The 25,674-nt window shown below is 65.5% G+C and carries 22 protein-coding genes; 12 read left to right on the forward strand and 10 right to left on the reverse strand.

Annotated features, from left to right (window positions below; all coding sequences use genetic code 11):
- Positions 1-68 precede the first annotated feature (68 nt).
- Positions 69-740 carry a ribose-5-phosphate isomerase RpiA gene (gene rpiA, locus QYS36_RS07985; protein ID WP_308838978.1) on the forward strand — a complete coding sequence of 224 codons (672 nt, stop codon included), beginning with the start codon at positions 69-71 and terminating at the stop codon, positions 738-740.
- Between the two features lie 238 nt (positions 741-978).
- Positions 979-2,931, forward strand: coding sequence for an autotransporter domain-containing protein (locus tag QYS36_RS07990; RefSeq protein WP_374990430.1), 1,953 nt, complete (start codon positions 979-981; stop codon positions 2,929-2,931).
- 107 nt (positions 2,932-3,038) lie between these two features.
- Here the strand turns inward: QYS36_RS07990 and QYS36_RS07995 are convergent, their stop codons facing one another.
- From QYS36_RS07995 to QYS36_RS08015, 5 genes are all read right to left on the reverse strand, one after another.
- Entirely contained in the window at positions 3,039-3,953 is a 915-nt protein-coding gene (locus QYS36_RS07995; RefSeq protein ID WP_308838979.1) for an SdiA-regulated domain-containing protein, read from the reverse strand.
- Positions 3,954-4,052: 99 nt separating this feature from the next.
- Complete coding sequence (locus tag QYS36_RS08000) at positions 4,053-4,973, reverse strand: SdiA-regulated domain-containing protein (RefSeq protein ID WP_308838980.1); 921 nt, start codon at positions 4,971-4,973, stop codon at positions 4,053-4,055.
- Positions 4,974-5,072: 99 nt separating this feature from the next.
- Positions 5,073-5,420, reverse strand: coding sequence for a NirD/YgiW/YdeI family stress tolerance protein (locus QYS36_RS08005; RefSeq protein WP_308838981.1), 348 nt, complete (start codon positions 5,418-5,420; stop codon positions 5,073-5,075).
- Between the two features lie 185 nt (positions 5,421-5,605).
- A complete protein-coding gene (locus tag QYS36_RS08010; protein ID WP_308838982.1) occupies positions 5,606-6,271 on the reverse strand; it encodes a fumarylacetoacetate hydrolase family protein in 666 nt (221 codons plus the stop codon).
- A gap of 35 nt (positions 6,272-6,306) precedes the next feature.
- Entirely contained in the window at positions 6,307-7,698 is a 1,392-nt protein-coding gene (locus QYS36_RS08015) for an FAD-binding oxidoreductase (protein ID WP_308838983.1), read from the reverse strand.
- Positions 7,699-7,882: 184 nt separating this feature from the next.
- On the opposite strand from QYS36_RS08015, the gene serA reads away from it, so the two are divergent.
- A complete protein-coding gene (gene serA / locus QYS36_RS08020; RefSeq protein ID WP_308838984.1) occupies positions 7,883-9,112 on the forward strand; it encodes a phosphoglycerate dehydrogenase in 1,230 nt (409 codons plus the stop codon).
- A gap of 218 nt (positions 9,113-9,330) precedes the next feature.
- On the opposite strand, the gene QYS36_RS08025 is transcribed toward serA, so the two are convergent.
- The gene (locus QYS36_RS08025) at positions 9,331-9,954 is read right to left on the reverse strand and encodes a 2OG-Fe(II) oxygenase (protein ID WP_308838985.1); all 624 of its coding nucleotides are present in this window, start codon (positions 9,952-9,954) and stop codon (positions 9,331-9,333) included.
- Between the two features lie 82 nt (positions 9,955-10,036).
- On the opposite strand from QYS36_RS08025, the gene QYS36_RS08030 reads away from it, so the two are divergent.
- A complete protein-coding gene (locus QYS36_RS08030) occupies positions 10,037-10,768 on the forward strand; it encodes a hypothetical protein (RefSeq protein ID WP_308838986.1) in 732 nt (243 codons plus the stop codon).
- Here the strand turns inward: QYS36_RS08030 and QYS36_RS08035 are convergent.
- Positions 10,762-11,703: an alpha/beta hydrolase gene (locus QYS36_RS08035; RefSeq protein ID WP_308838987.1), complete on the reverse strand. Its 942-nt coding sequence runs from the start codon at positions 11,701-11,703 to the stop codon at positions 10,762-10,764. The genes QYS36_RS08030 and QYS36_RS08035 overlap by 7 nt on opposite strands.
- 124 nt (positions 11,704-11,827) lie before the next feature.
- Between QYS36_RS08035 and QYS36_RS08040 the strand changes: the two genes are divergently transcribed.
- From QYS36_RS08040 to QYS36_RS08050, 3 genes are all read left to right on the forward strand, one after another.
- The gene (locus QYS36_RS08040; RefSeq protein ID WP_308838988.1) at positions 11,828-12,397 is read left to right on the forward strand and encodes a DUF6436 domain-containing protein; all 570 of its coding nucleotides are present in this window, start codon (positions 11,828-11,830) and stop codon (positions 12,395-12,397) included.
- Between the two features lie 986 nt (positions 12,398-13,383).
- Positions 13,384-14,118 (forward strand): methyl-accepting chemotaxis protein, encoded by a 735-nt coding sequence (locus QYS36_RS23930; protein ID WP_374990433.1) that lies wholly within the window; start codon positions 13,384-13,386, stop codon positions 14,116-14,118.
- Between the two features lie 68 nt (positions 14,119-14,186).
- Entirely contained in the window at positions 14,187-16,565 is a 2,379-nt protein-coding gene (locus tag QYS36_RS08050; protein WP_308838990.1) for a penicillin acylase family protein, read from the forward strand.
- 72 nt (positions 16,566-16,637) lie between these two features.
- On the opposite strand, the gene rpmG is transcribed toward QYS36_RS08050, so the two are convergent.
- Both rpmG and rpmB read right to left on the reverse strand, forming a co-directional pair.
- Positions 16,638-16,793, reverse strand: a complete 156-nt coding sequence (gene rpmG, locus QYS36_RS08055) for a 50S ribosomal protein L33 (RefSeq protein ID WP_013793373.1) — start codon at positions 16,791-16,793, stop codon at positions 16,638-16,640.
- A gap of 10 nt (positions 16,794-16,803) precedes the next feature.
- Positions 16,804-17,040 (reverse strand): 50S ribosomal protein L28, encoded by a 237-nt coding sequence (gene rpmB, locus QYS36_RS08060; protein ID WP_013793374.1) that lies wholly within the window; start codon positions 17,038-17,040, stop codon positions 16,804-16,806.
- 383 nt (positions 17,041-17,423) lie between these two features.
- Here rpmB and QYS36_RS08065 point away from each other — a divergent pair, with 383 nt between their 5' ends.
- Both QYS36_RS08065 and QYS36_RS08070 read left to right on the forward strand, forming a co-directional pair.
- Positions 17,424-19,001, forward strand: a complete 1,578-nt coding sequence (locus tag QYS36_RS08065; RefSeq protein ID WP_308839259.1) for an ABC transporter substrate-binding protein — start codon at positions 17,424-17,426, stop codon at positions 18,999-19,001.
- 125 nt (positions 19,002-19,126) lie between these two features.
- A complete protein-coding gene (locus tag QYS36_RS08070) occupies positions 19,127-20,488 on the forward strand; it encodes an esterase-like activity of phytase family protein (RefSeq protein WP_308838991.1) in 1,362 nt (453 codons plus the stop codon).
- A gap of 24 nt (positions 20,489-20,512) precedes the next feature.
- On the opposite strand, the gene radC is transcribed toward QYS36_RS08070, so the two are convergent.
- Positions 20,513-21,187: a DNA repair protein RadC gene (gene radC / locus QYS36_RS08075; RefSeq protein WP_308838992.1), complete on the reverse strand. Its 675-nt coding sequence runs from the start codon at positions 21,185-21,187 to the stop codon at positions 20,513-20,515.
- A gap of 177 nt (positions 21,188-21,364) precedes the next feature.
- Here radC and coaBC point away from each other — a divergent pair, with 177 nt between their 5' ends.
- From coaBC to algC, 3 genes are all read left to right on the forward strand, one after another.
- Positions 21,365-22,573 carry a bifunctional phosphopantothenoylcysteine decarboxylase/phosphopantothenate--cysteine ligase CoaBC gene (coaBC, locus tag QYS36_RS08080; protein ID WP_308838993.1) on the forward strand — a complete coding sequence of 403 codons (1,209 nt, stop codon included), beginning with the start codon at positions 21,365-21,367 and terminating at the stop codon, positions 22,571-22,573.
- Positions 22,574-22,604: 31 nt separating this feature from the next.
- Entirely contained in the window at positions 22,605-23,060 is a 456-nt protein-coding gene (gene dut / locus QYS36_RS08085; protein ID WP_111462798.1) for a dUTP diphosphatase, read from the forward strand.
- A 1,211-nt stretch (positions 23,061-24,271) separates the two neighbouring features.
- Entirely contained in the window at positions 24,272-25,663 is a 1,392-nt protein-coding gene (gene algC / locus QYS36_RS08090; RefSeq protein WP_308839260.1) for a phosphomannomutase/phosphoglucomutase, read from the forward strand.
- Positions 25,664-25,674 lie beyond the last annotated feature (11 nt).

Genomic DNA, 25,674 nt, shown 5'->3' on the forward strand with positions numbered 1-25,674 from the left:
CCATACGAATTCCGGGGTTTTGCCGGCTATAATCCCGGCCTCGTTTCCTTCCTTCTCGTGGAACCCGCATGACCCAGGATCAGCTCAAACAAGCCGTGGCCCAGGCCGCCGTCGACTTCATCCTTCCCAAGCTCGACGCCAAGAGCGTGATTGGGGTCGGCACCGGCTCCACCGCCAACTGCTTCATCGACGCCCTGGCCAAGCAAAAGCTGGAGTTCGACGGCGCCGTGGCCAGCTCCGAAGCCACCGCCGCGCGCCTCAAGGGCCATGGCATCCCGGTGTATGAACTCAATACCGTCAGCGACCTAGAGTTCTACGTCGACGGCGCCGACGAGAGTGACGAGCGCCTGCACCTGATCAAGGGCGGCGGCGCTGCCCTGACCCGCGAGAAGATCGTTGCGGCCGTAGCACGCACCTTCATCTGCATCGCCGACGGCAGCAAGCTGGTACCGGTGCTCGGCGAATTCCCGCTGCCGGTGGAAGTGATCCCCATGGCGCGCAGCCATGTGGCCCGCCAACTGGTCAAACTGGGCGGCGACCCGGTGTACCGTGAAGGCGTGCTGACCGACAACGGCAACGTGATCCTCGACGTGCACAACATGAGCATCACCGACCCGGTGAAACTGGAGGCGGACATCAACGCCATCGTCGGCGTGGTCACCAACGGCCTGTTCGCCGCCCGCCCGGCCGACCTGCTGCTGCTCGGCACCGCAGAAGGCGTGAAGACGCTCAAGCGCTGAACTCCGCGGGCGGATGACCCGCATCCGCCCCACCATCTGCCGGTGCGCACCAAGTGAGTGCCGGCCTGCCAGATAGTTGCTCACGCCTGCCAGCGCCGCAGCGGCAGGTATCCGCCGTGACTTACAGGCAGGCGACACTTGCGCCTCTGTACTGCGGCATTTTCCTACCGGTTCGGATTTCCGGCCCACATACTGCTCTGCGCTGAATGCCACACAAAAACAGCATAAGGAGCATGATGTGATCAAACCTCTCATCCTGGGTATGGGCCTGGCAGGCACGCTGTTACCCACCCTGGCCACGGCCTACCAGTACGGCGAGTACGCCGGTGGCACCGTCGACACGCTGATCAACGACTACCCGGGCCGCTACCGTGGCACCGCCAGTTTCGCGGGTGCGACCGACTGGATGGAACAGCGCCTGTCGGCGTCCGGCTATGACGGCTACCGGCAGGACTTCACCTGGGCAGGCAACCGCAGCTCGCAGAACGTGATCGTCGAGGCCGCCGGTATTACCGGTAACAACCTGGTGGTCGGCGCCCACTTCGACACCTTCTTCGGCCGCCCTACCCTGCAGGGCCTGGACGACAACGCCTCGGGGGCTGGCGTGCTGACGGAAATCGCCCGCAACCTGGCCGGCCTGTCGTTCGAGGATGGCGTGACCTTCATCGGTTTCGGTGCCGAGGAGGAAGGCCTGCGCGGCTCACGCGCCTACGTCGCCTCCCTGGATGCCGAGTCACGCGCCCGCCTGACCGGCATGATCAACATCGACAGCCTGATCACCGGCGACATGATGTATGCCCATGCCGGCTCGGACAGCGCCGCCACAGCGGAACTGGCGGCGCTGCGCGAACATACCCTACGCATTGCCAAGGAGCTGGGCATCGAGCTGCACACCAACCCCGGCCTCAACGCCGCCTATCCCGCTGGCACCGGCTGCTGCAGCGACGCGGAGAGCTTCGAGGGCCTGGGTATTGCGGTGCTGTTCGTGGAGGCCACCAATTGGCAGATCGGCGACCTCGACGGTTATGAGCAGACCACCAACCCAGCCATTGCCGGTGGGGCGACCTGGCATAACCCGGCCCTCGACAATGAGGCCGTGCTGACCGGCGCCTTCGGCGCAGAGCGCATCGCGCAACGCCTGCGTGACTACTCGCGCCTGCTGACGCGCCTGGTACTGGAAGCCACCAATACCGACCTGCGCTATTCGGCGCTATCTGGCGGTGCCATGCTCGGCACCCTGGAAGACACCCTGAAGCGCCAGCAGCAGACCCACCAGCAACGGCTGGAACGTCGCAGGCAAACCCTGCGCGCCATGCCACGCGAGGTCGGCAGCGTCGACGGCGGTGTCGGGGTGGAAGGCCAGTGGCAGCCCAGTAGCGGCTTCGACGGTTCGCTGGATCAGCGTTCCCGCCAGGCCACTGCCTACCTGTTCGGCGATGCACAACTCAGCGAATGGCTGAACCTCGGTGCCGGGCTGAGCGTCATCCGCGGCCAGGATGACCTGCAACACGGCGGCAAGGTTGCAAGCGATACCTGGCAGGCTGGCCTGTATGCGCTGTTGAGCAACGCCGGGCCGCTGTGGCTGAGTGCCGACCTCAGCGCCGGCCGTACTCGCTTCGATCTGGATCGCTCGGTGTTCATCCAGGGCAATGCCGGTGGCCCGGCGCTGCTCGACCAGAAGCTTGCCGGCGAAACCGATGCCACGTTCTGGGGCACAGGCTTGCTGGGCGGCTATGACCTGCCGTTCGGCGACTGGCGTACCGGCCCGCAGGTGGGCCTCGACTACCGCCACTACAAACTCGACGGTTTCAGCGAAAGGGCCACGCAACGCACCGCGCTACGCTTCGAGGACGAAGGCTTCGACTCGGCAGAGTTGAGCCTCGGCTGGCAGGTACGCGGCAACTTCGCGCTGGATCGTGCGATGCGCCTGCAGCCTTATGCCAGCCTGACCTGGATCGAGGAGCTGGGCGATGGCATGAGCGAGGACTTCACCGTGACCAGCCTGGCCGATGGCTCGGCACGCCGGGTGAGCAACGGTCGGGAAAACGACAAGCACTTCGCCCGCGCGCGTCTCGGCACGCAATTGGCCATCGGCGAGGCGTTCGCCGTCTATGCCGAAGCCAACACACGCCTGCGGCATGCTGATGGCGATCAGGCCAGCTATAGCCTGGGCCTGCAGTACCTGTTCTGAGGCAGCGCGCCAAGTGGGTCACGGGGCCATGCCCGGTTGCCGTTCGCTACTGGCGAAAGCGTGAAGGTGCCAAGCTCAAGGTGCACCCGAAAAGGTCAAGTGAGCGCTCACTTGGCCTTTTTTTCGAAGGTGTAGAACAGGTTGGGCTCGCTGATCAGGTAGATCACGTCCTGCTCATCCATGGCGATACCCTCGGCCTGCGGCACGGACTCCTTGAGCCCCTGCTGGCCGCCGACCAGCGACAGGCTGCTGATCGGCTCGCCCTTGGTATCCATTTCCACCAGCAGGCGCGAATCATCGGACAGCGCCAGCAGGTGGCCGGTACGGGCATGGTATTGCAGGCTGGACAGGTCTCGCACGAACAGCCCTTCATCACGCTCACGGTCATCGATGATGCGAATCGCCGACGGGCTGTGCGGATCGAGATGCGGGAAGCCATGCACCTCGTAAATACGCAGCGGATCGCGTTCCTTGGCAATGAACAGGCGCTTGCCCGCCAGGTCGTAGGCCAGGCCCTCGAAGCCCTTGTTCTTGGCCTCCATCTCCAGGCCCAGCGACAGCTGCTGGCCGTCGGCAGCGTCGACCTGGGTAGTGGCGTCGTCGATACGGACTTCGACCAGGCGCTGCGGGCGCTCGTCGGCGATCACCAGGACGCCTGGCGCAACGTACTCCACGGCCTCCGGGTCGCCGAAGCCGACCAGGCCGATCTCGCGCAGCACCTTGCCGTCGAGTGACAGTTCGATCAGCCGGGTATTCTGGTTGGTGACGGTGAACAGGCTCTTGCGCAGCGGATCGTAGGTCAGCGCCGACACATCGTCGACCAGCCCGTCGATCACCTTGGCCTCACGGCTCACCTGATAGCCATCGAGCCACAGCGTATTGGCCGGCGCCTGCGCAGGCTGTCGCACGTTGAACCAGGCACGCTCGAATACCCGCAGCTCCTGCCCCCAGATAGCCAGCAGCAATGCCGCGATCAGTACCAGCAGCAGCAACCAGACCTTGAGAGAAATCAGACGACGCATACCCGCTCACCCATGGAAGAAAAACAGCGTCGCTCAACCTGGAGCGCCGTTCGACCCGCGAAGCTAACAGCCCTGGCCTCGCTTAACCAGCGCGCCCCCTCAATCGGCCTTGCCACCCTTGCTGAATACATAGAAGAGGTTGGGCTCGCTGGTCATGTACAGTACGCCCTGATCATCCATGGTGATGCCTTCGGCTTGCGGCACCGATTTCTTCAGGCCCTGCTGCCCCTGCAGCAGCGACAGGCTGCTGATCGGCTTGCCGGCTTCATCCAGCTCGACGACCAGGCGCGACTCATCGGACAGCGCCAGCAGGTGGCCGGTCAGGCTGTCGTAATGCAGGCTGGAGAGATCACGCACGAAGATGCCGGCATCGCGTTTGCGGTCGTCGCGAATCTGCACGGGGTTCGGCGAGGCCGGATCGAGATTGGGAAACCCCTGCACTTCGTAGATGCGCATGGGGTCGCGCTCCTTGGCCACGAACAGCCGCTGGCCTTTCAGGTCGTAGGCCAGGCCTTCGAAGCCCTTGTTCTTGGTGCCCATTTCCAGGCCCAGCGACATCTGCTGCCCTTCGGCGGCATCGATGGCGGTGGTGTCATCATCGATGCGCACCTTGACCAGCCGCTGGGCGCGCTCGTCAGCGATGACGAAACGCCCGGGGGCCACGTATTCGACGGCTTCCGGGTCGCCGAAACCGACCAGCTCGATCTGCCGCAGCACCTTGCCATCGAGCGACAGCTCGATCAGCTTGGGGTGCTGGTTGGTCACGGTGAACAGGCTTTTGCGCTCTGGATCGTAGGTCAGCGCCGACACGTCGTCTTCCAGCCCTTCGATGCGCTGCGCCTCGATCACCACCTGGTAGTCGCTCAGCCACAGCGAATGGGCGGGCGCTTCGGCCGGCTGGCTGACGTTGAACCAGGCCCTTTCAAACAGGCGAAATTGCTGGCTCGTGATGGCCAGCGCGACCAGCACGACAAGCACCAGCAACAGAAGTAATCCCTTGATCGAAAACAGGCGGCCCATGGCGACTCACATATGCAACGACAGAAATGACAACGCCGCCCCTCGATGCGTCGAGAGGCGGCCATTCAATGCGGTGACGGGAAGCTAACAGCGTGGCGGTTATTTCACCAGTTCGACGATATCGACGTCGATTTCACGGCTGGTCAGGTCCTTGTCGACTTCACCGGTCAGCTTGACGGTGGCCTTCTCGGAGATCGCCTGCGGCGGCCAGTCTTCGTTGTCGATCTCGACATGGATGGTGCCGGTGGCGTCCTTGAACTCATAGAGCTCGTCCTGCAGACGCTTGACGATCTGACCTTGCAGCACCACCGGGGTGTCGTCGCCGGCTTTCAGCGCCTGCTCGACGGTGGTGACCTGGGCGACCTGACCCGGGCCGGTGTAGCCGGCAGCCAGGGCGGCGGTGGAGAACAGCGGAGCGAGCAGCAGTGCGAGTACGGGAGCTTTCATGGGGATGACCCTCTATCTGTAGATGACGGGGTCAGGTTAAGTCGCGCAGCTGAAGCGAGGCTTAAAGGCGGCTTAAGCGAAACTTAATTGGCTGCGGAGGGTTGGGATGCCAAGTGAGCCAATGTGGGAGCGGGCCATGCCCGCGATTCGCGGCCATGCCCACTCCCACAAAATCAGCTACCGCCTCACAGCACCCGGCTGGCAAAGCTGGAGTGACCGACCAGGTCCAGCACCAGCTCGTCGCCTTTGTTCAGCGGGCCGACGCCAGCGGGCGTGCCGGTCAGGATCACGTCACCGGGTTGCAGGTTGAAGTGGCCGGCCATTTCCTGAATCACCGGCACGATCGGGAAGATCATCTCGGCGCTGCTGCCGTCCTGGCGGACTTCGCCATTGATGGTCAGGCGGATGCCGATATCACGCAGATCAGCGATGGCGTCGCCCGGCACGAAGGGCGCCAGCACGCAGGCACCGTCGAACGACTTGGCGATTTCCCAAGGATGGCCCTTGTCCTTGAGCCTGCTCTGCACGTCGCGCAGGGTCAGATCCAGCGCCGGGGCGATCCCGGAGATGGCGTCGAGCACCTCTTCTTCATTGGGCGTGCGTGACAACGGCTTGCCGATCAGCACGGCAATTTCCGCCTCGTAATGCACCGAGCCGCGATCGTCGGGAATGCTGAAGCCGCCTTCCAGCGGCACCACACAGCTGCCGGGTTTGATGAACAGCAGCGGTTCGGTCGGCACCGGGTTGTCGAGTTCCTTGGCATGCTCGGCGTAGTTACGGCCGATGCACACCACCTTGCCCAGCGGGAAGTGAATGCGGGTGCCATCGATGTACTGGTGCTGGTAGCTCATGGTCGCTCCTGTTGTTTTTTGCAGGCCTGGGTCGGTCAGGCGAAGATCTTGCCCGGGTTCATGATGCCGTTGGGGTCGAAGACCGCCTTGATCGCCTTCATGCAGGCGATTTCCTCCGCTGAACGGCTGTATTGCAGGTAGTCGCGCTTGACCAGGCCCACACCGTGCTCGGCGGAGATCGAGCCGTTGTAGCGCTGGACGATCTCGAACACCCACTTGTTGACCCGCGCGCACGAGGCGAAGAACGCCTCCTTGTCCATGTGCTCGGGCTTGAGGATGTTCAGGTGCAGGTTGCCATCGCCGATATGGCCGTACCAGACCACTTCGTAGTCGGGATAGTGCTCGGCGACGACCGCGTCGATGTCGCGCAGGAACGCCGGCACCTTGGAGACGGTGACGGAGATGTCGTTCTTGTAGGGCGTGTGGTGGGAGATGGTCTCGGACAGGTACTCGCGCAGCTTCCACAGATTCTTCAGCTGGGTCTGACTCTGGCTCATCACCCCGTCCAGCACCCAGCCCTGCTCGATGCAATGCTCGAAGGTGCTGAGGGCCTCGTTGGCCACTTCCTCGCTGCTGGCTTCGAACTCCAGCAGGGCATAGAACGGGCAACGGGTGTCGAAGGGCGACGGCACATCACCGCGCGCCATGATCCGCGCCAGGCCCTTGTCGGAGAAGAACTCGAAGGCGGTGAGGTCGAGCTTGCCCTGGAAGGCGTGCAGCACCGGCATGATCGAGTCGAAGTCCGGCGTGCCCAGCACCATGGCGGTGAGGTTGCGCGGCGCCCGATCCAGGCGCATGGTCGCCTCGACCACCAAGCCCAGGGTGCCTTCGGCGCCGATGAATAGCTGGCGCAGGTCGTAGCCGGTGGCGTTCTTGATCAGGTCCTTGTTCAGTTCGAGCAATTCGCCGGTGCCGGTGACCACCTTCAGGCCCGCCACCCAGTTGCGGGTCAGGCCGTAGCGAATCACCTTGATGCCACCGGCATTGGTGCCGATGTTGCCGCCGATCTGGCTGGAGCCGCTCGAGGCGAAATCCACCGGGTAATACAGGCCGTTGTCTTCGGCGAACTGCTGCAGCACACCGGTGACCACGCCCGGCTGGCAGACCACGGTGCGGTTGGAGGCGTCGAAATCGACAATCTGGTTCATGTAGTCGAACGACACCACCACCTCGCCGTTGGCAGCGACCGCCGCCGCCGACAGGCCAGTGCGGCCGCCCGACGGCACCAGGCCGATCCTGTGGGCATTGGCCCAGCGCACGATGGCCTGCACCTGCTCGATGGTCTTGGGAAACACGATGGCGCTGGGCGCGGGCGCGTATTGCCGGGTCCAGTCCTTGCCGTAGGTTTCCAGGGAGGCGGCGTCGGTCAGCAATTTGCCGGGCTCGACCAGGGTGCTGAGTTCGTCAATCGGCATGAGATCAGTCATAGCAACTCTCGAAACTTTCATGGTCGCCCTGAGAACCGTTCAGGTCGCACCCGAGCAAGGAAAAGGGAAGCCATGCTAGCATATGCACCCCGCGAATCGCGCTGCACAGCGACTTGCCGGGCCGATTGGCGAGCGCGCCGATCCTTCTCCTGACACTTAAATTAGTGGGGCAACAGGTACTCCGATGAGCACGACCTCTCTCGACAAGAGCAAGATCAAGTTCCTTCTTCTCGAAGGCGTCCACCAAAATGCCGTGGACACCCTGAAGGCGTCCGGCTACACCAACATCGAGTACCTCAAGACCGCGCTCTCCGGCGAGGAGCTGAAGGCCAAGATCGCCGATGCGCACTTCATCGGCATCCGTTCGCGCACCCAGCTGACCGAAGAGATCTTCGACTGCGCCAAGCGGCTGGTCGCCGTCGGCTGCTTCTGCATCGGCACCAACCAGGTCGACCTGGACGCCGCCCGCGAGCGCGGCATCGCCGTGTTCAACGCGCCCTACTCCAATACCCGTTCGGTCGCCGAGCTGGTGCTGGCCCAGGCCATCCTGCTGCTGCGCGGCATCCCCGAGAAGAACGCCTCCTGCCACCGTGGCGGCTGGATCAAATCGGCGGCCAACTCCTTCGAAATCCGCGGCAAGAAGCTGGGTATCGTCGGCTACGGCTCGATCGGCACCCAGCTCTCGGTACTTGCCGAAGCCCTGGGGATGCAGGTGTTCTTCTACGACACGGTGACCAAGCTGCCGCTGGGCAACGCCCAGCAGATCGGCAAGCTGCATGACCTGCTCGGCCTGTGCGACATCGTTTCCCTGCACGTGCCGGAATTGCCGTCCACCCAGTGGATGATCGGCGAGGCGGAAATTCGCGCCATGAAGAAGGGCGGCATCCTGATCAACGCCGCCCGCGGCACCGTGGTCGAGCTCGAGCACCTGGCCCAGGCGATCAAGGACGAACACCTGATCGGCGCCGCCATCGACGTGTTCCCGGTCGAGCCGAAGTCCAACGACGATATCTTCGAAAGCCCGCTGCGCGGCCTGGATCGGGTGATCCTGACCCCGCACATCGGCGGCTCCACCGCCGAAGCCCAGGCCAATATCGGCCTGGAAGTGGCCGAGAAGCTGGTCAAGTACAGCGACAACGGCACCTCGGTGTCGTCGGTCAACTTCCCGGAAGTGGCCCTGCCGGCACACCCGGGCAAGCACCGCCTGCTGCACATCCACGCCAACGTGCCGGGCGTGATGAGCGAGATCAACAAGGTGTTCGCCGACAACGGCATCAACATCTCCGGCCAGTACCTGCAGACCAACGACAAGGTCGGCTACGTGGTCATCGACGTCGATGCCGACTACTCGGACCTGGCCCTGGAAAAACTCCAGCAGGTCAACGGCACCATCCGCAGCCGCGTGCTGTTCTAGGCCATTCGCTGCAACGACAAAGGGAGGCTCCGCAGGCCGTGTGAAAACTACTGCGCTCGGCCATGCGGCGTTAAAAACCGGCTCAAAATGCTCATTTACACCACGTAAACTGCGCTTTTTCGCCGGTTTGCGGGGGCGCCTAGCCCTTGCCTGACCTTCGCTCGCTACGTTTTCACACAGCCTGTCCGGCCTCCCTTTTTCATGCCTGCACTCTGGCGTTAGAACACGCCATCACCGCGGCGACGGAACCAGCCGGTCAAGGACAGGCGATCGCGGCTGGCCGGCAGCACTTCGTGGGGAATATCCGCAGACAGGAACACCACCAGCGTGCCGGCCTCGGGCAGCACGTCGCGTACCTGCCCATCGGCCAGGTACAGGCGCAGCATGCCGCCGTCTTCGGGCTGCCAGCCGTCATTGAGGTACAAGACCGCCGATACCGCCCGGCGGTCATCGTCGCGGAAGCGATCCAGATGCTTGAGGTAGAAGCCGCCCGGTGGGTAGAAGGCGAAGTGGCTCTCGTAGTCCACCAGGCCCAGGTAAAGGCTCTGGTTGATGGCTTCGCGCAGCTCGTCGAGCAACTGCAGGTACCCGTCGCACGCCGGTGACTGCCCCGCCTCGAGCCACTGGATGTGGTCGCTGCGGGTACCTTCGCGCACCGCTACCGCATGCCCACGCCCCGTACCAGCCGGCGCCAGGGTGCCCTGAGCAATACGCTGGCGGCACTCCTCGGCCAGTTGGTGGGTCAAAGACGTTGGGGCAAATTGGGTTTGCAACGACCATCCGAATTCGGCAAGGTCATCGATGATGCGGCTCAGCAACGAATCGGAAATGTCTGTCGTCATGGCCGGATTCTACCCTGTGTCACGTACACCTCGACAAGCTCCACCTGGCTGCCGAAAATAGCCGCCCCAGACAGGAGTTCGTATGCGTGCGTTGTGTTGTTTCTTGCTGTTGCTCCTGAGCCTGCCGGCCAGCGCCGACACCCATGCCGAGCTGTATGAAAAAGCCGGCTGGCCGCAGCAGCGCGCGCATTTCAGCGATGCTCTGAGCGCCGCCCAGGCGCGCTACAGCCAGAGCCTGCCGCCGGCGGTGTATCAAGCGCTGGTCGACAACAGCAACCGACGTTTCGCCGCCCGTGCCATGGACGAGCGCGCCGAAAGCAGCCTGCGCACCAATCTCCCCGATCCGGCCCCGGCCCTGCGCTTCTTCGAATCGCCCCTGGGCCGCAAGATCGTCAGTGCCGAACTGCTTGCCACCCGCCCGGACCAATTGGCCAAGTACGCCGACGGCCTGCCGCTCAGCGAAGCCGATGCCACCCGCCGCCTGCTGATCCGTCACCTGGCCCAGGCCCTGCCGGCCAGCGAAGCGGGTGCGGAGATCAGCCTGGCCCTGGCCGGCGTGGCGGCCGACAGCCTCAGCCAGATGATTCCCGGCCTGCTCGGTGGCGCTACCGCCCAGGGGCTGCTCGACGGCCAGCGCCAACGGCTGATGACGCAGATCGACAAGGATCTGGACAACACCCTGCTGCACGTCTATCGCAACCTGTCCGATCCGGAACTGGAAGAGTTCGTCACCTTCGCCCAGTCCAGCGAAGGCGCGGCCTACTACAAGGCGGCCCTGGCAGCGATCCGCGCCGGCCTGGCGGTGGGTCAGTAGCCGCGGTCCAGCTGCTCGCCGAGGTAAGCGAAATAGCGCTGGCGCAGCGGCGCCACCTCGTTGGCCAGGTGGTGGCGCGCCTCGGGTAGGCGCAGGATGCGCGGCGCACTGAACTTGTTCTCGAGCACCGCCAGGTTGTGCCGCCAGTCTACCGTCATGTCCGCCTCGCCCTGGATGATCAGCGGGCTGCGCGTGCTGCGCGGTGCCTGCTCGATGCGCGGCACCCACTGGCTCAGCGCACCGACCCAGACCGTGGGCACCACCTTGGGCTGCAAGGGATCGCGGTTGCGCAGGAAATCGAGAAACTCCGGGTCACTGGAGTTCTCGCTGAAGCGCCGCGGAATCTCCTGCACGAAGCGCCGCAGCAGCCGGTAGCTGAGCTGCGACCAGTTCCAGCGGCGCGGCCGTACCAGGGGCGCCAGCAGGATGGTTTCCCCCACCTCGGCCAGCGGCTGGTCGTTGAGCAGGTAATCGATCAGGATCGCCCCGCCGGTGCTCTGCCCGCACAGGTGCCACGGCGCCGGCAGGCCCAGGGCGTCGGCCTGCTGCAAGGCGGCACGCAATACCGCCTGGTATTCGGCGAAATCCTTGATACTGGCCCGCGGGCCACTGGACAGCCCGTGCCCCGGCAAGTCCACGGCCAGCACCGCGAAGCCGGCCTCCAGCGCCCACTCGATCACATGCCGGTAGAGGCCGCTGTGGTCGTAATAGCCGTGCAGCAGCAACAGGGTGGCGCGAGGCGCAACGGGCTGCCAGAGCTGAGCGGCAATGCGGTAGCCATCCACCTCGAACCAGCCCAGCCGGCTGTCGACCGCCTCGCGCGGCAGGAAGCCGTAGAACTGCCGATAGGCGAGTTCCGCGGCCGACAGCGGCGCGGCGCTGGCCAGCGGGCGCAGGCTGGCGACCAGGGGTTCGGGTTGGAAGATATCGGACATCGGCACCATCGACTCGCATTGATTCACGGCAGCGTCACCTGGGTGGGCAACCGGTAGAGTGACGATCTTCTGCTGCCGGGCTCGCCATGGCAAGCTACCGAGTCGCCCAATGGAAGCTGTCGGCATGCCCCGCTCACGCCGCACCACTGCCCTCGCCTGCCTGGTCGCCGCGCTCTGGCTGATCGCCATGCTCGTCGCCTTCTGGTGGTTCGAGGCACGTTACCTGCGCGCGTTCGATGAGCGTACCGCGCTGTTTTCCGGCAACCACCTGCGCCTGCCGGATGAACTCGCCGGGCCGGGCAATGTTCGCCTGGTGCACTTCTGGGATCCGGCCTGCCCCTGCAATGTCGGCAACCAGCAGCACCTCGGCGAATTGCTGGAACGCTACAGCGGGCGGGGTGTGCAGTTCTATTCGGTGCAGAAGGCCGGCAGCGACGGGCAGTTGCCCCAGGCGCTGCGTGCGCTGGAGCCCCTGACTGGGCTGACCGGCAGCGAGCGGCTACCCGCCAGCCCGGCCGTGGCGATCTGGGATCAGCGCGGCAGGCTGGCCTACTTCGGCCCCTACAGCAGCGGGTTCAACTGCACCTCCGGCAACAGCTTCGTCGAGCCGGTGCTCGATGCGTTGCTCGACGGACGCAAGGTGCTGGCGGACAACAACCTGGCTAGCGGCTGTTTCTGCGATTGGGTTAAATAGCGGCAATCGGCCAGCAAAAAGAGCCAGATCTGCTTTTCTTTCCGTACTGCCACTCCTTCTGAGAACCTTTTCATGCTCTAGCGAGCTCGCACCATGCGTGGCGAAGCACCCGAAGACGCGGCGTTTACCAGCGGTAACCGAGCAGCCCGAGGGGGTTTTCAACGCAGCACGGCCGATGCACGGCAGGGCCATGGCAAGGTTTTAAAAAAAGCGGTAACCACAGGAAGATTCCCATGCATGACCATTTTTATCGCCAGGCCGATCGCCTGATGCTGTGCGTCGTCTGGCTGATGACGCTGTATGCGCTGGGGCTGGCTTTCTGGCACGCCACCTGGGCAGCGGCCCTGGTCATCGGCGGTGGCACCGCCGTCACGCTCAGCACGCTCTACGCCATGGTGGGCGGCACCCGCCTGTACCGCTGCCTGATTGCCGTGGCCTTCATGGTGCTGGCCGCCCTGCATATCCAGCAGAGCCATGGCATGGTGGAAACCCACTTCAGCGTCTTCGTGCTGCTGGCGTTCCTGGTCTATTACCGCGACTGGCTGCCCATTCTGCTCGCCGCCGCCACCATCGCCGTCCACCACCTGAGTTTCTTCGTGCTGCAGCAGAGCGGCAGCGGCATCTACCTGCTGCAGCCGGGCTCCGGTTGGCATGTGGTGTTCATTCACGCCGCCTACGTGATCGCCGAAACCGCCATTCTTCTCGTGCTCGTGCGCCACAGCGCCCGCGAAGCAGCCGCCGGAGAAGACCTGCAGCGCACCTCGGCACACCTGCTGCGCGATGGCCAGCCGGTCGACCTGGCCTACCGCAGCCCTTCCAGCGACAGCCTGGCGCAGCGTTTCAACCGCTTTCTGGCCCTGCTCGACAACCTGGTGAGTCGGGTCGTGGGCGCCGGTGACGAGCTGCGCGCCACCAGCCAGCGCCTTACCCAGTCGACCCATGAGTTGAATCAGTGCGCCGATGATCTGCTCGACGCCACGGCGCAGATGGGCGGCGCCATCGAGCAACTGAGCCACGCCGTCGGCGACGTTTCCAACAGCGCGGAACAGGCGGCGCAAACCGCTCGCCAGGCGGATGCCGATGCCGCGGCCGGCGCCGCGGCGATCAGCGATACGCAGAGTGAAATCCACACCCTGTCCCGGCAGATGGACAGCAGCAGCGAGGTGGTGCAGCAACTGGCGGCCGAGGCACAGTCTATCGACAGGGTGTTGGAGGTGATCCGCTCGGTGGCCGAACAGACCAACCTGCTGGCCCTCAACGCCGCCATCGAAGCAGCCCGCGCGGGTGAGCAGGGCCGCGGCTTCGCGGTGGTGGCGGACGAAGTGCGCCAGCTCGCGCAGCGTACCCAGCAGGCCACTGGCGAAATCCAGGGGATGATCAGCCGCCTGCAGCAGGGCTCGGCCAAGGCGGTGAGCGCCATGGCCGAAAGCCACGCCGGCGTGGCCCGCTGCGTCGGTCACACCGAGCGCACGGTGACGCTGCTGGACAACGTGCACCGCTCCATCGAGGCGATCCAGGCAATCGGCGTGTCCACCCGCGAACAGCTGGCGGCGACCACCGAAGTGGCCCGCTTGATCGAGCAGGTGCGCCAGGTGGCCGGCGACACCGCTCGCGATGCCGGCGAGGTGGCCGGCGACAGCCAGCGCCTGGCCGGGCTGGCCGAGCACCTCAACGGCCTGTGCGGGCAGTTCCAGGTCAGCCAGGGCCGTGTCACCTCCTGAGCAGACCGCCTTGCAGTGGCTGCCGATTGCCCGCAGCATGGCGGCCCGCGTGAGACAAGGATGGCAGCATGAAACGCTTCCTCATCACCCTGGCGGCCGTGCTGCTCACCACAGCTGGCGGTGGTGCCTGGTACCTGCATGGCAAGCAGCCGCTGCGTGACGGCGAACTGGCCCTGCAGCACCTTGGCGCGCCCGTGCAGGTGCGTTACGACGAGCGCGGCGTGCCGCATATCGAGGCGCAGAACGAAGCCGACCTGTACCGCGCACTGGGTTTCGTACAGGCCCAGGATCGCCTGTTCCAGATGGAGATGCTGCGCCGCCTGGCCCGTGGTGAGCTGGCCGAGGTGCTCGGCGCCAAGCTGCTGCCCACCGACCGCCTGTTCCGCACCCTGCAGATCCGCGACCGGGCCGACCAGCAGGCCCGCGAGCTGGACCCCGACAGCCCCCACGGCAAGGCGCTGGCCGCCTACCTCGATGGCATCAACCAGTACCAGGACAGCCGCCCGGCCCCGCCGGAGTTCGACCTGCTGGGCATCGACAAACGCCCCTTCACTGCCGCGGACACCCTGTCCATCGCCGGCTACCTGGCTTACAGCTTCGCCGCAGCGCTACGCAGCGAGCCCCTGCTGACGCGCATTCGCGATGAGCTGGGCAGCGACTACCTGAAGATCTTCGATATCGACTGGCACCCCGACGGCGTGCTCGACACCGCCCTCGGCGAACACGACTGGCGGCTGCTCGACCGGCTCGCCGCGCTGAGCGACCAGGCCCTGGCCGACAGCGGCCTGCCGCAGTTCGAAGGCAGCAATGCCTGGGCGATCTCCGGTGCCCGCACCGCCAGCGGCAAGCCACTGCTGGCCGGCGACCCGCACATCCGCTTCTCGGCGCCCTCGGTGTGGTACGAGGCGCACCTCAGGTACCCGGGCTTCGAGCTCTACGGCCATCATCAGCCGGCAACCCCGGTGGCCTTTCTCGGCCACAACCGGGATTTTGCCTGGACCCTGACCATGTTCCAGAACGACGACATGGACCTGATCGCCGAGCACCTCAACCCGGAGAACCCTGAACAGGTCTGGTACCAGGGCCGCTGGGTCGACCTGCAGCAGCGCCAGGCAGTCATCCGCGTCAAGGACGGTGAACCGGTCACCCTCAGGCTGCGCCGCTCGCCCCACGGCCCAATCATCAACGACGCCCTGGGCGACAGCGCCGGCACCACGCCAGTCGCCATGTGGTGGACCTTTCTGGAAGCCGAAAACCCGCTGCTCGAGGCCTTTTACCGCCTCAACCGTGCCGATACCCTGGCCAAGGGCCGCGCCGCCGCCGAGCGCATCCACGCCCCGGGCCTCAACCTGGTGTGGGCCAACGCCGGCGGCGACATCGCCTGGTGGGCGGCGGCCAGGCTGCCGATCCGGCCGGCCGGGGTGAACCCCGCGTTCATCCTCGAGGGCAGCACCGAGGCGGCCGACAAACTCGGCTTCCACCCCTTCAGCGCCAACCCCCAGGAAGAGAACCCGACCCGCGGCTATATCGTCTCGGCCAACTTCCAGCCGCTGCCGGCCAACGGCATCGAGATTCCCGGTTACTACAACCCGCCAGAGCGCGGCCAACGCCTGAACCAGCATCTGGCCGACCCGAGCGTGCGCTGGGATCTCGACAACAGCCAGGCCCTGCAGCTGGAAACCGCCACGAGCTATGGGCCGCAACTGCTGGCACCGATTCTCGATGAGCTGCGCGCCGCGGCAGCAGGCGAGCAGGAGCGCGAGCTGGTCGAAGCGCTGGCGGCCTGGAACGGCGATCACCCGCTGCAATCGCTGCCGGCAACCCTGTTCAACCAGTTCATCTACGAACTGGGCCGCGCCACCCTGCAACCGCGCCTGGGGGCGCAGGCCTTCGAGCAACTGCTGTCGACGCGGATGATCGACAGCGCCCTGTCGCGGCTGACCGCCGACCCGCACTCGCCCTGGTGGGCCAACGTCGATGGCCAGCCGCGCAGCCGCGCCGAAGCGGTGGCCGAGGCCTGGCGCGCCACCCTGCAGCATTTACGAACCACCCTGGGCGACGACCCCGCACAATGGCGCTGGGGCCAGGCCCATACCCTCACCCATCAACATCCGCTGGGCGTGCAGTGGCCGCTGGATACGCTGCTCAACGTCGGCCCGCTGCCGGCGCCCGGCGGCCACGAGATGCCCAACAACCTGTCGCACCGTATCGGCCCCGCGCCCTGGGCCGTGGGCTACGGGCCCTCGACGCGCCGGCTGATCGACCTGGCCGACGCCGACCACAGCCTGGGCATCAACCCGCTGGGCCAGAGCGGCGTGCCGTTCGACCGCCACTACAGCGACCAGGCCCAGCGCTTCATCCAGGGCCGGTACGTACCGCAGCACCTGAGCGCCGACGACGTCGCCGCCCACACCCGCAGCACGCTGCTGCTTCGCCCTGCGCCCTGATTCAAGCCGCGGCCTGAATCGCGGGCATGAAAAAGCCCGCCATGGGCGGGCTCCTTCCAGTCAGCCGATCAATTACTTGATCTTGGCTTCCTTGTAGGCAACGTGCTTGCGGACGACCGGATCGTATTTCTTGATCTCGATCTTGTCCGGGGTGGTGCGCTTGTTCTTGTCGGTGGTGTAGAAGTGGCCGGTACCGGCGCTGGACACCAAACGGATCAGTTCACGCATGACAGTCTCCTTAAACCTTTTCGCCGCGAGCACGAAGCTCGGCCAGAACTACGTCAATACCACGTTTGTCGATGATGCGCATGCCTTTGGTGGACAGGCGCAGACGCACGAAGCGGTTTTCAGACTCGACCCAGAAGCGGTGATGCTGCAGGTTCGGCAGGAAACGACGACGGGTTTTGTTGTTTGCGTGGGAAATGTTATTCCCGGTTACCGGACCCTTACCGGTAACTTGACAGACTCTCGACATACCTCAGCCCTCTAAAACCACATGCCCAACCCGGCATGGGTTGGCCGCTTAATCTCTGTTTTTCGGCGCTGGGCGCCGCGTTTCTTCAGGGTCTTACCGGTGATAGATCGCGATCAAGCAACCGGGCCCCTAGAAAAGAGCGCTGCTTTATACCAGAAAGGCCCCACAGCAACAAGCGCGAACGCACTTTAAATGCCGGCTTTGCGGGCGCTGCCCCCACAGGCGGCGGGCAGGCGCCGCACAGACCGCTCGTCGCCCTATCACGTTGTTAGCCGGCATCTTATCGTTTAGGGTCTGTCCACGCGTTAACGCGACCCTCCTTGCCCCTCAGCATTCTCACCACCGGCGCGCCGGATGCACGCCGTTTCGTTCAGGAGATCACCATGCGCCTTGCCCTGTTGCCGCTGCTCGTCGCCCCGCTGTTCGCCCAGGCCGCGACCCTGAGCGTCTGTACCGAAGCCAGCCCCGATGGCTTCGATGTGGTGCAGTACAACTCCCTGACCACCACCAACGCCTCGGCCGACGTGCTGATGAACCGCCTGGTCGAATTCGACGCCGCCAGCGGCAAGCTGCAACCGAGCCTGGCCAGCAGCTGGAAGATCTCCGACGACGGTCTGACCTACACCTTCACCCTGCGCCCGGACGTGCTATTCCACCGCACCGACTACTTCAAGCCCAGCCGCCGGACGCTGGAAGCCGATGACGTGCTGTTCAGCTTCGAGCGCATGCTCGATAGCCATCACCCGTGGCACAAGACGGCCACCAGCGGCTATCCCCATGCCCAGTCCATGCAGTGGCCCGCGCTGATCAAGGCCGTGGAGAAGGTCGACGCCCACACCGTGCGCATCACCCTGAACAAGCCGGACGCGACCTTTCTCGCCACCCTGAGCATGGGCTTCGCCTCCATCTACTCGGCCGAGTATGCCGACCAGTTGTTCAAGGCCGGCACGCCGGAGAAGCTCAACAGCCAGCCGATCGGCACCGGTCCCTTCGTGTTCCGGCGTTTCCAGAAGGACGCCGCGGTGCGCTACACCGCCAACGCCGACTACTTCGCCGGCAAGCCCAAGGTCGACGCCCTGGTGTACGCCATCACCCCGGATGCCAACGTGCGCCTGCAGCGCCTGCGCCGCGGCGAGTGCCAGATCGCCCTGTCGCCCAAGCCGGTCGATGTCGACGCGGCGCGCAAGGATGCCGACCTCAGCACCGTGAAGACCGCCGCCTTCATGACCGCCTTCGTGGCCATCAACAGTCAGCACCCGCCGCTGGACAAACCCGCCGTGCGCCAGGCCATCAACCTGGCCTTCGACAAGCGCAGCTATATCAAGGCGGTGTTCGAGAACAGCGCCGAACCGGCCAATGGCCCCTACCCGCCGAACACCTGGAGCTACGCCAGCGACCTGCCGGGTTACGCCCATGATCCACAGAAGGCCCGCCAACTGCTCAAGGAGGCCGGGCTGGCCGATGGTTTCAGCACCACCATCTGGACGCGCCCCTCGGGCAGCCTGCTCAATCCCAACCCCAGCCTGGGCGCACAGCTATTGCAGGCCGATCTGGCCGAAATCGGCATCAAGGCGCAGATCCGCGTGATCGAGTGGGGCGAGCTGATCCGCCGTGCCAAGGCCGGCGAGCATGATCTGCTGTTCATGGGCTGGGCGGGCGACAACGGCGACCCGGACAACTTCCTGACCCCGCAGTTTTCCTGCGCCTCGGTGGAGTCCGGCCTGAACTTCGCGCGTTTCTGCGACGCCAAGCTCGACAAGCTGATCGCCGACGGCAAGACGCTCAGCGACCAGGCCAAGCGCAGCGCCCTGTATCAGGAGGCCCAGGCGATCATCCAGCAGCAGGCACTGTGGCTACCCCTGGCCCACCCGACCGCCTACGCGCTGACCCGCAAGGCCGTCGAGGGCTACAGCGTGAGCCCCTTCGGCCGACAGGATTTCTCCCAGGTCAGCGTGCCGTGATCCCTCGGGCTGCCCCCCATGGCGGGTGGCAGCCCGATACCGATCAAGCATGCCGGCGGCTGTCACCGGCATGACACACGGCTGTCGCACCCTGTTGGTTTTTTAACCGCAGGGAATCATCTGCCATGCGTCGCATTCTTCGCCTTCCCACGCTTCTCGCCGGTACGGCCTGCTGGGCCTCGTTCGCCATCGCCCAGGACAGCGCCACCGCCTACCCCGCCACCCTGGCCGGCCATGCGCTAATGCCGGCGGCGAGCTTCATTCAGCCGCCCGCCGATGCACCGGCGGATTTCGCCATCAGCGGCAAATTCTCCAATGGCCAGCGCAACGAACAGGTCGGCAGCGTGGAAGGCCTGTCGGCCAACCGCCCCACTGGTATGTCGCTGCCCTTCGAGGGTCAGCCGCTGCAGGGCCACTCCGGTATCAAGCACATGCCGGACGGCAGCTTCTGGGTGCTCACCGACAACGGCTTCGGCACCAAGGCCAATTCCGCCGATGCGATGCTGCACCTCAGCCATTACGCCGTCGACTTCCAGCACGGTGACTTCAAGCGCCTGGCCACGGTGTTTCTCAGCGACCCGGACAAGAAGGTGCCGTTTCGCATCGTTCACGAAGGCACCCCGGCTCGCTACCTGAGCGGCGCGGACTTCGACCCGGAAAGCTTCCAGCTGATCGGCGACTCGATCTGGATCGGCGACGAGTTCGGCCCCTACCTGATCAAGACCGATTTGCAGGGCCGCGTGCAGGCGGTGTTCGACGTCGAGGCCGACGGCAAGCCGGTGCGCTCGCCTGACAACCCCGCCGTCACCACCCCAGCCTGGCCAGCCGACGCGATGAACTTCCAGGTGCGCCGCTCCAAGGGCCTGGAAGGCATGGCCGCCGCGAAGGATGGCAGCAAGCTTTACGCACTGCTCGAAGGCCCGCTCTGGGCTGCGGCCAGCCAGGATGCCGAGCAGCGCGACGGCAAGCGCGTGCTGCGGGTGCTCGAGTTCGACGTCGCCAGCGAAGCCTGGACGGGGCGTCACTGGTTCTACCCGCTGGAGCAGCCCGGCCATGCCATCGGCGACTTCAACATGATCGATGCGGCCAGCGGCCTGGTGATCGAGCGTGACAACGGCGAGGGCACCGCGGACAAGGCCTGCCCGGCCGGCGAGAAGGGCACCACCTGCTTCTCGGATATCGCCCGCTTCAAACGCGTCTACAAGGTCGCCTTCGACGACAGCAACGTCGGCCAGGCCGTGCGCAAGCTCGGTTATATCGACCTGCTCGCCATCCGCGATCCCCAGGGCATCGCCCGCAAGCCGCTGAACGACGGCGTGCTGACCTTTCCGTTCTTCACCATCGAGAACGTCGACATCGTCGACGATCGCCATATCGTGGTCGGCAACGACAACAACCTGCCGTTCTCCAGCAGCCGCGAACCGAACAAGGCCGATGACAACGAACTGGTGCTGCTGGACGTCGGCGAGCTGCTCAAGGCCCGCTGACGCATGCCGAAGCGGCGGATGTCGCTACATCCAGCCGTGCTCGGCCATCGACAGCGGCTCGCCGTCGCCGATGATGAAATGGTCGAGGACGCGCACCTCGACCAGCGCCAGCGCGTCCTTCAGGCGCTGGGTCAGCACCTTGTCGGCCTGGCTCGGCTCGGCGATGCCGGACGGATGATTGTGGGTAAGGATCAGCGCCGCCGCGTTGTGGGCCAGGGCGCGCTTGACCACCTGCCGCGGGTAGACGCTGGCGCTGTCGATGGAGCCCTGGAACAGCGCCTCGAAAGCCAGCACGCGGTGCTTGGCATCGAGAAACAGGCAACCGAACACTTCGTGGGGCTCGTGGCGCAGCAGCGCCTTGAGGTAATCGCGCACCGCCTGGGGGCTTTCCAGCGCCGAGTCGCGACGCAGTTGCTCGGCCAGGTGGCGACGGCCCATTTCCAGCACGGCCTGCAGCTGGGCGAACTTGGCCGGGCCGAGCCCCAGGCGCTGGCTGAACGACGGCAGATCAGCCTGCAACAGCGCGCGCAGGCTGCCGAAATCGGCGAGCAGATGGCGCGCCAGGTCCACCGCACTCTGCCCCGCCACCCCGGTACGCAGGAAGATCGCCAACAGCTCGGCGTCGGTCAGGCTGGCCGCCCCCTGGGCCAGCAATTTTTCCCGCGGGCGCTCTGCCGCGGGCCACTCACGAATGCTCATCAAGACGCTCCCTGTCCGTTCGCCCCAAGGTTCACTTTCACAGGTGACGGCCTTGCCCGGCGTGCCGCTGCTCCCCTGCTGCCGCTGTGCTATCGTAGCCCGGTTTTTCGCAGGGCGCCGGGCCTGGGGAGGTCTCGGGCATCTGCGTCTGTAACTACACACGACAAAGGCAGAGTTATGCAGCGGCTGTATCGCAAACGCATCATCCTTGGCGTGGGTGGCGGCATCGCGGCGTACAAGAGCGCCGAACTGGTCCGCCGCCTCAAGGATCAGGGCGCCGAAGTGCGTGTGGTCATGACCCAGGGTGGTCGCGAATTCATCACCCCGCTGACCCTGCAGGCGCTGTCCGGCCACCCGGTGCACCTGGATCTGCTCGACCCGGCGGCCGAAGCCGCCATGGGCCATATCGAACTGGCGCGCTGGGCCGACCTGGTGCTGATCGCCCCGGCCACCGCCGACCTGATGGCGCGCCTGGCGCAAGGCGTGGCCAATGACCTGCTGACCACCCTGGTGCTGGCCACCGATGCCCCGGTGGCCCTGGCGCCGGCGATGAACCAGGCGATGTGGCGCGACCCGGCGACCCTGGCCAACGTCGAGTTGCTGCGCAGCCGCGGCCTGAAGATGTTCGGCCCGGCCTCCGGCAGCCAGGCCTGTGGCGACGTCGGCCTGGGCCGCATGCTCGAAGCCGATGACCTGGTACACCTGGCCGCCGACTGTTTCGAACACCTGGCACTGACCGGCAAGCACGTGCTGATCACCGCCGGGCCGACCCAGGAAAACATCGACCCGGTGCGCTACATCACCAACCACAGCTCCGGCAAGATGGGCTTCGCCCTCGCCGAAGCGGCGGTGGAAGCCGGTGCCAAGGTCACCCTGATCAGTGGCCCGGTGCACCTGGCAACGCCGGATCGGGTCACCCGCATCGACGTGGTCAGCGCCCGCGACATGCTCGCCGCCTGCGAAGCGGCGATGCCCTGCGACATCCTCATCGCCGCCGCCGCGGTGGCCGACTACCGCCCGGAAGTTGTCGCCCAGCACAAATTGAAGAAAGACCCCAACAGCGGCGATGGCCTGCTGTTGCAGATGGTGCGCAACCCGGACATCCTCGCCACCCTGGCGCAGCGTGACGACCGGCCGTTCAGCGTCGGCTTCGCCGCCGAGACCGAGAACCTGCTGGAGTACGCCTCGCGCAAGCTCAAGGACAAGAACCTCGACCTGATCGTCGCCAACGACGTGGCCAACCCGAGCATCGGCTTCAACAGCGAGGACAACGCGATCACCATCATCGATCGCGGGCTGCAGCAGAGCAGCTTTGCGCAGACCAGCAAGGGCAAGATCGCCCGCCAGCTGGTGAGCTTCATCGCCGCACAGCAACCCAAATCCTGACATTCATTCGCACGGAAACCCTGATCGCCCCATGCACGCCCTACAAGCCAAGATCCTCGACCCCCGCCTCGGCAGTGAATTTCCCATGCCCGCCTATGCCACGCCCGGTTCGGCCGGCCTGGACCTGCGTGCCATGCTCAAGGAAGACCTGACCCTGGAACCTGGCCAGACCGTGCTGATTCCCACCGGCCTGGCGATTCACGTCGCCGATCCGGGCCTGGCGGCGCTGATCCTGCCGCGCTCGGGCCTGGGCCACAAACACGGCATCGTGCTCGGCAACCTGGTCGGCCTGATCGACTCCGACTACCAGGGCGAGCTGATGGTGTCGTGCTGGAACCGCGGCAATACCGCGTTCAACATGGCCATCGGCGAGCGTATCGCCCAGCTGGTGCTGGTGCCGGTGATCCAGGCGCGCTTCGAAGTGGTCGAGGACTTCGACGACAGCGAGCGCGGCGCCGGTGGATTTGGCCACTCGGGTAGCAAATGATCCCCCTCTAGATCGCCAGGAGACGTCGGATGAAAGGCTTCAAACGCGCGCCCAAGGAAGAACGCCCCGGCGACTCGCAAGCCAGCACTCGCGGGCAGTCCATGGCCTCGGCCGACCTGCTGAACGGCGCGATCGTCGCCATCCTCGGCGTGGCCCTGGCCGGTGCCATCCTGTGGTTCGGCGCCGTGAGCCCGGCGCAGCAGTTGCAGCAGCAACAGCTCAGCCAGGCCTGGGGCAGCAGCCAGGCGGCCAGCCTGCAACAGGCCCTCAAGCAGCTCGGCGCCGACACCCTTGCCGCCGCCCGCAACCCGGCGCTGTCGCAAGCCCTGCAGAGTGACGACGACACCCAGCTGCGCAATGCCGAAAACGGCCTGCGCTACTGGGCTGGCGTAGTTGATGCCCAGCTCAATTTGCCAGGCCAGGCGGTGCCGGACAGCTCGCGCAGCGCGCCGATGAACTTCGCCGCGCTGGACCTGCTGCGCCGCCTGGAGGCCGGCCAGGCGCCGGCCGTGGAAGCCTACAAGGTCGGCGAGCGCTGGCTGGCCTACAGCGTGGCGCCGGTGCGCCAGAACGATGACCAGCCGATGGTCGGCACCCTGCTGCTGGCGGTCGACCTCAACCGCCTGCTCGGCAACCTGCCACCGCTGCCGGCCGATGTCGGGCAGATCCAGCTGGTACAGCGCTTCGATGCCGGCGCCGCCCAGGTGCTGGCCCAGCGCGGCCAGGCCGAGGGCACGGCCCAGGCGTTCGCCACCGGCAATCCGCACTGGACGCTGAACTTCACACCAGCTGCAGGCCTGGGCGCCACGGGCCTGTCGCCCGCGCTGCTGGGCCTCGCCCTGCTGGTCGCGCTGGCTGCTGCGCTGGCCGGGCTCTATCTGGTCAAGCGCAGCCTGCAGCAGCGCCTGGATCGCGATACCGCGCAATTGGCCGAACTGGTTAAAGAACTCTCCGCGGGCAAAGCCGTCAAAGCCTTCAGCTTGAGCCTGCCCGCCCTGAATAACCTGGCGCAGAACCTGAGCCGACTGCCCCGTCGCGCCCAGGAACCCGTGGCGACCCGCCCGGATCCGGTGGCCAGTGAAGCACCCAGTGGTCGCGTCGCAGCCAAGCCAGCGGAATTCGTGAATCCGCTGTTTCAAGACACCGATATTCTCGATATCGACATCCTCGACGACGACCAGGATCTCCTGGGACTGGAGCAGACCCCCATCATGACCGCGCCGCAAGCCCCGAAACTCCCAGCAGACATCTTCCGAGCCTATGACATCCGCGGTGTGGTAGGCGCAGGCCTGACCCCGGAAACCGCCTACTGGATCGGCCGCGCCATCGGTTCGCAGAGCCTGGCCGAAGGCGAGCCGAACGTCGCCGTCGGCCGCGACGGTCGCCTGTCCGGCCCAAGCCTGGTGGAACAGCTGATTCAGGGCCTGGTCGACAGCGGCTGCCAGGTCAGCGACGTCGGCATGGTGCCGACTCCGGTGGTCTACTTCGCCGGCCATGTGCTGGCCGGCAAGACCGCGGTAATGCTCACCGGCAGCCACAACCCGCCGGATTACAACGGCTTCAAGATCGTCATCGCCGGCGACACCCTGGCCAACGAACAGATCCAGGCACTCAAGACCCGCATCGATACCAATGACCTGAGCAGCGGCGAAGGCAGCGTCGAGGTCGTCGACCTGCTGCCGCGCTACCTGGAGCAGATCCGCAGCGACATCGCCATGGCCAAGCCCCTGCGCGTGGTGGTCGATTGCGGTAACGGCGCCGCCGGGGTGATCGCCCCGCAGCTGATCGAAGCGCTGGGCTGCAGCGTGATTCCGCTGTACTGCGATGTCGACGGCAACTTCCCCAACCACCACCCGGATCCGGGCAAGCCCGAGAACCTGGTCGACCTGATCGCCAAGGTCAAGGAAGAGAATGCCGACGTCGGCCTGGCCTTCGACGGCGACGGCGACCGCGTCGGCGTGGTCACCAACACCGGCACCATCGTCTACCCGGACCGCCTGCTGATGCTGTTCGCCAAGGACGTGGTGTCACGCAACCCCGGCGCCGACATCATCTTCGACGTCAAATGCACCCGCCGCCTGACCCCACTGATCAGTGGCTATGGCGGCCGCCCGGTGATGTGGAAGACCGGCCACTCGCTGATCAAGAAGAAGATGAAGGAAACCGGCGCCCTGCTGGCCGGCGAGATGAGCGGCCACGTGTTCTTCAAGGAGCGCTGGTTCGGTTTCGACGACGGCATCTACGCCGCCGCGCGCCTGCTGGAAATCCTCAGCCAGGACAAGCGCAGCGCCGAACAGGTGTTCGCCGCCTTCCCGGACGACGTGTCGACCCCGGAAATCAACGTGCAGGTCACCGAGCAGACCAAGTTCCCGATCATCGAGCGCCTGCAGCGTGAAGGCCAGTGGGGCGAAGGCAGTGTGACCACCCTCGATGGTGTGCGCGTCGATTACCCCAAAGGCTGGGGCCTGGTGCGCGCCTCCAACACCACGCCGGTGCTGGTACTGCGCTTCGAAGCGGAGAGCCAGGCCGAGCTGGAGCGGATCCAGGAGCTGTTCCGCTCGCAAATGCACCACGTCGCCCCTGACGTCCAACTACCGTTCTGATCCGTCCAGCA

This window comes from Pseudomonas sp. G34 (assembly GCF_031119625.1).
Classification (GTDB): Bacteria; Pseudomonadota; Gammaproteobacteria; order Pseudomonadales; family Pseudomonadaceae; genus Aquipseudomonas.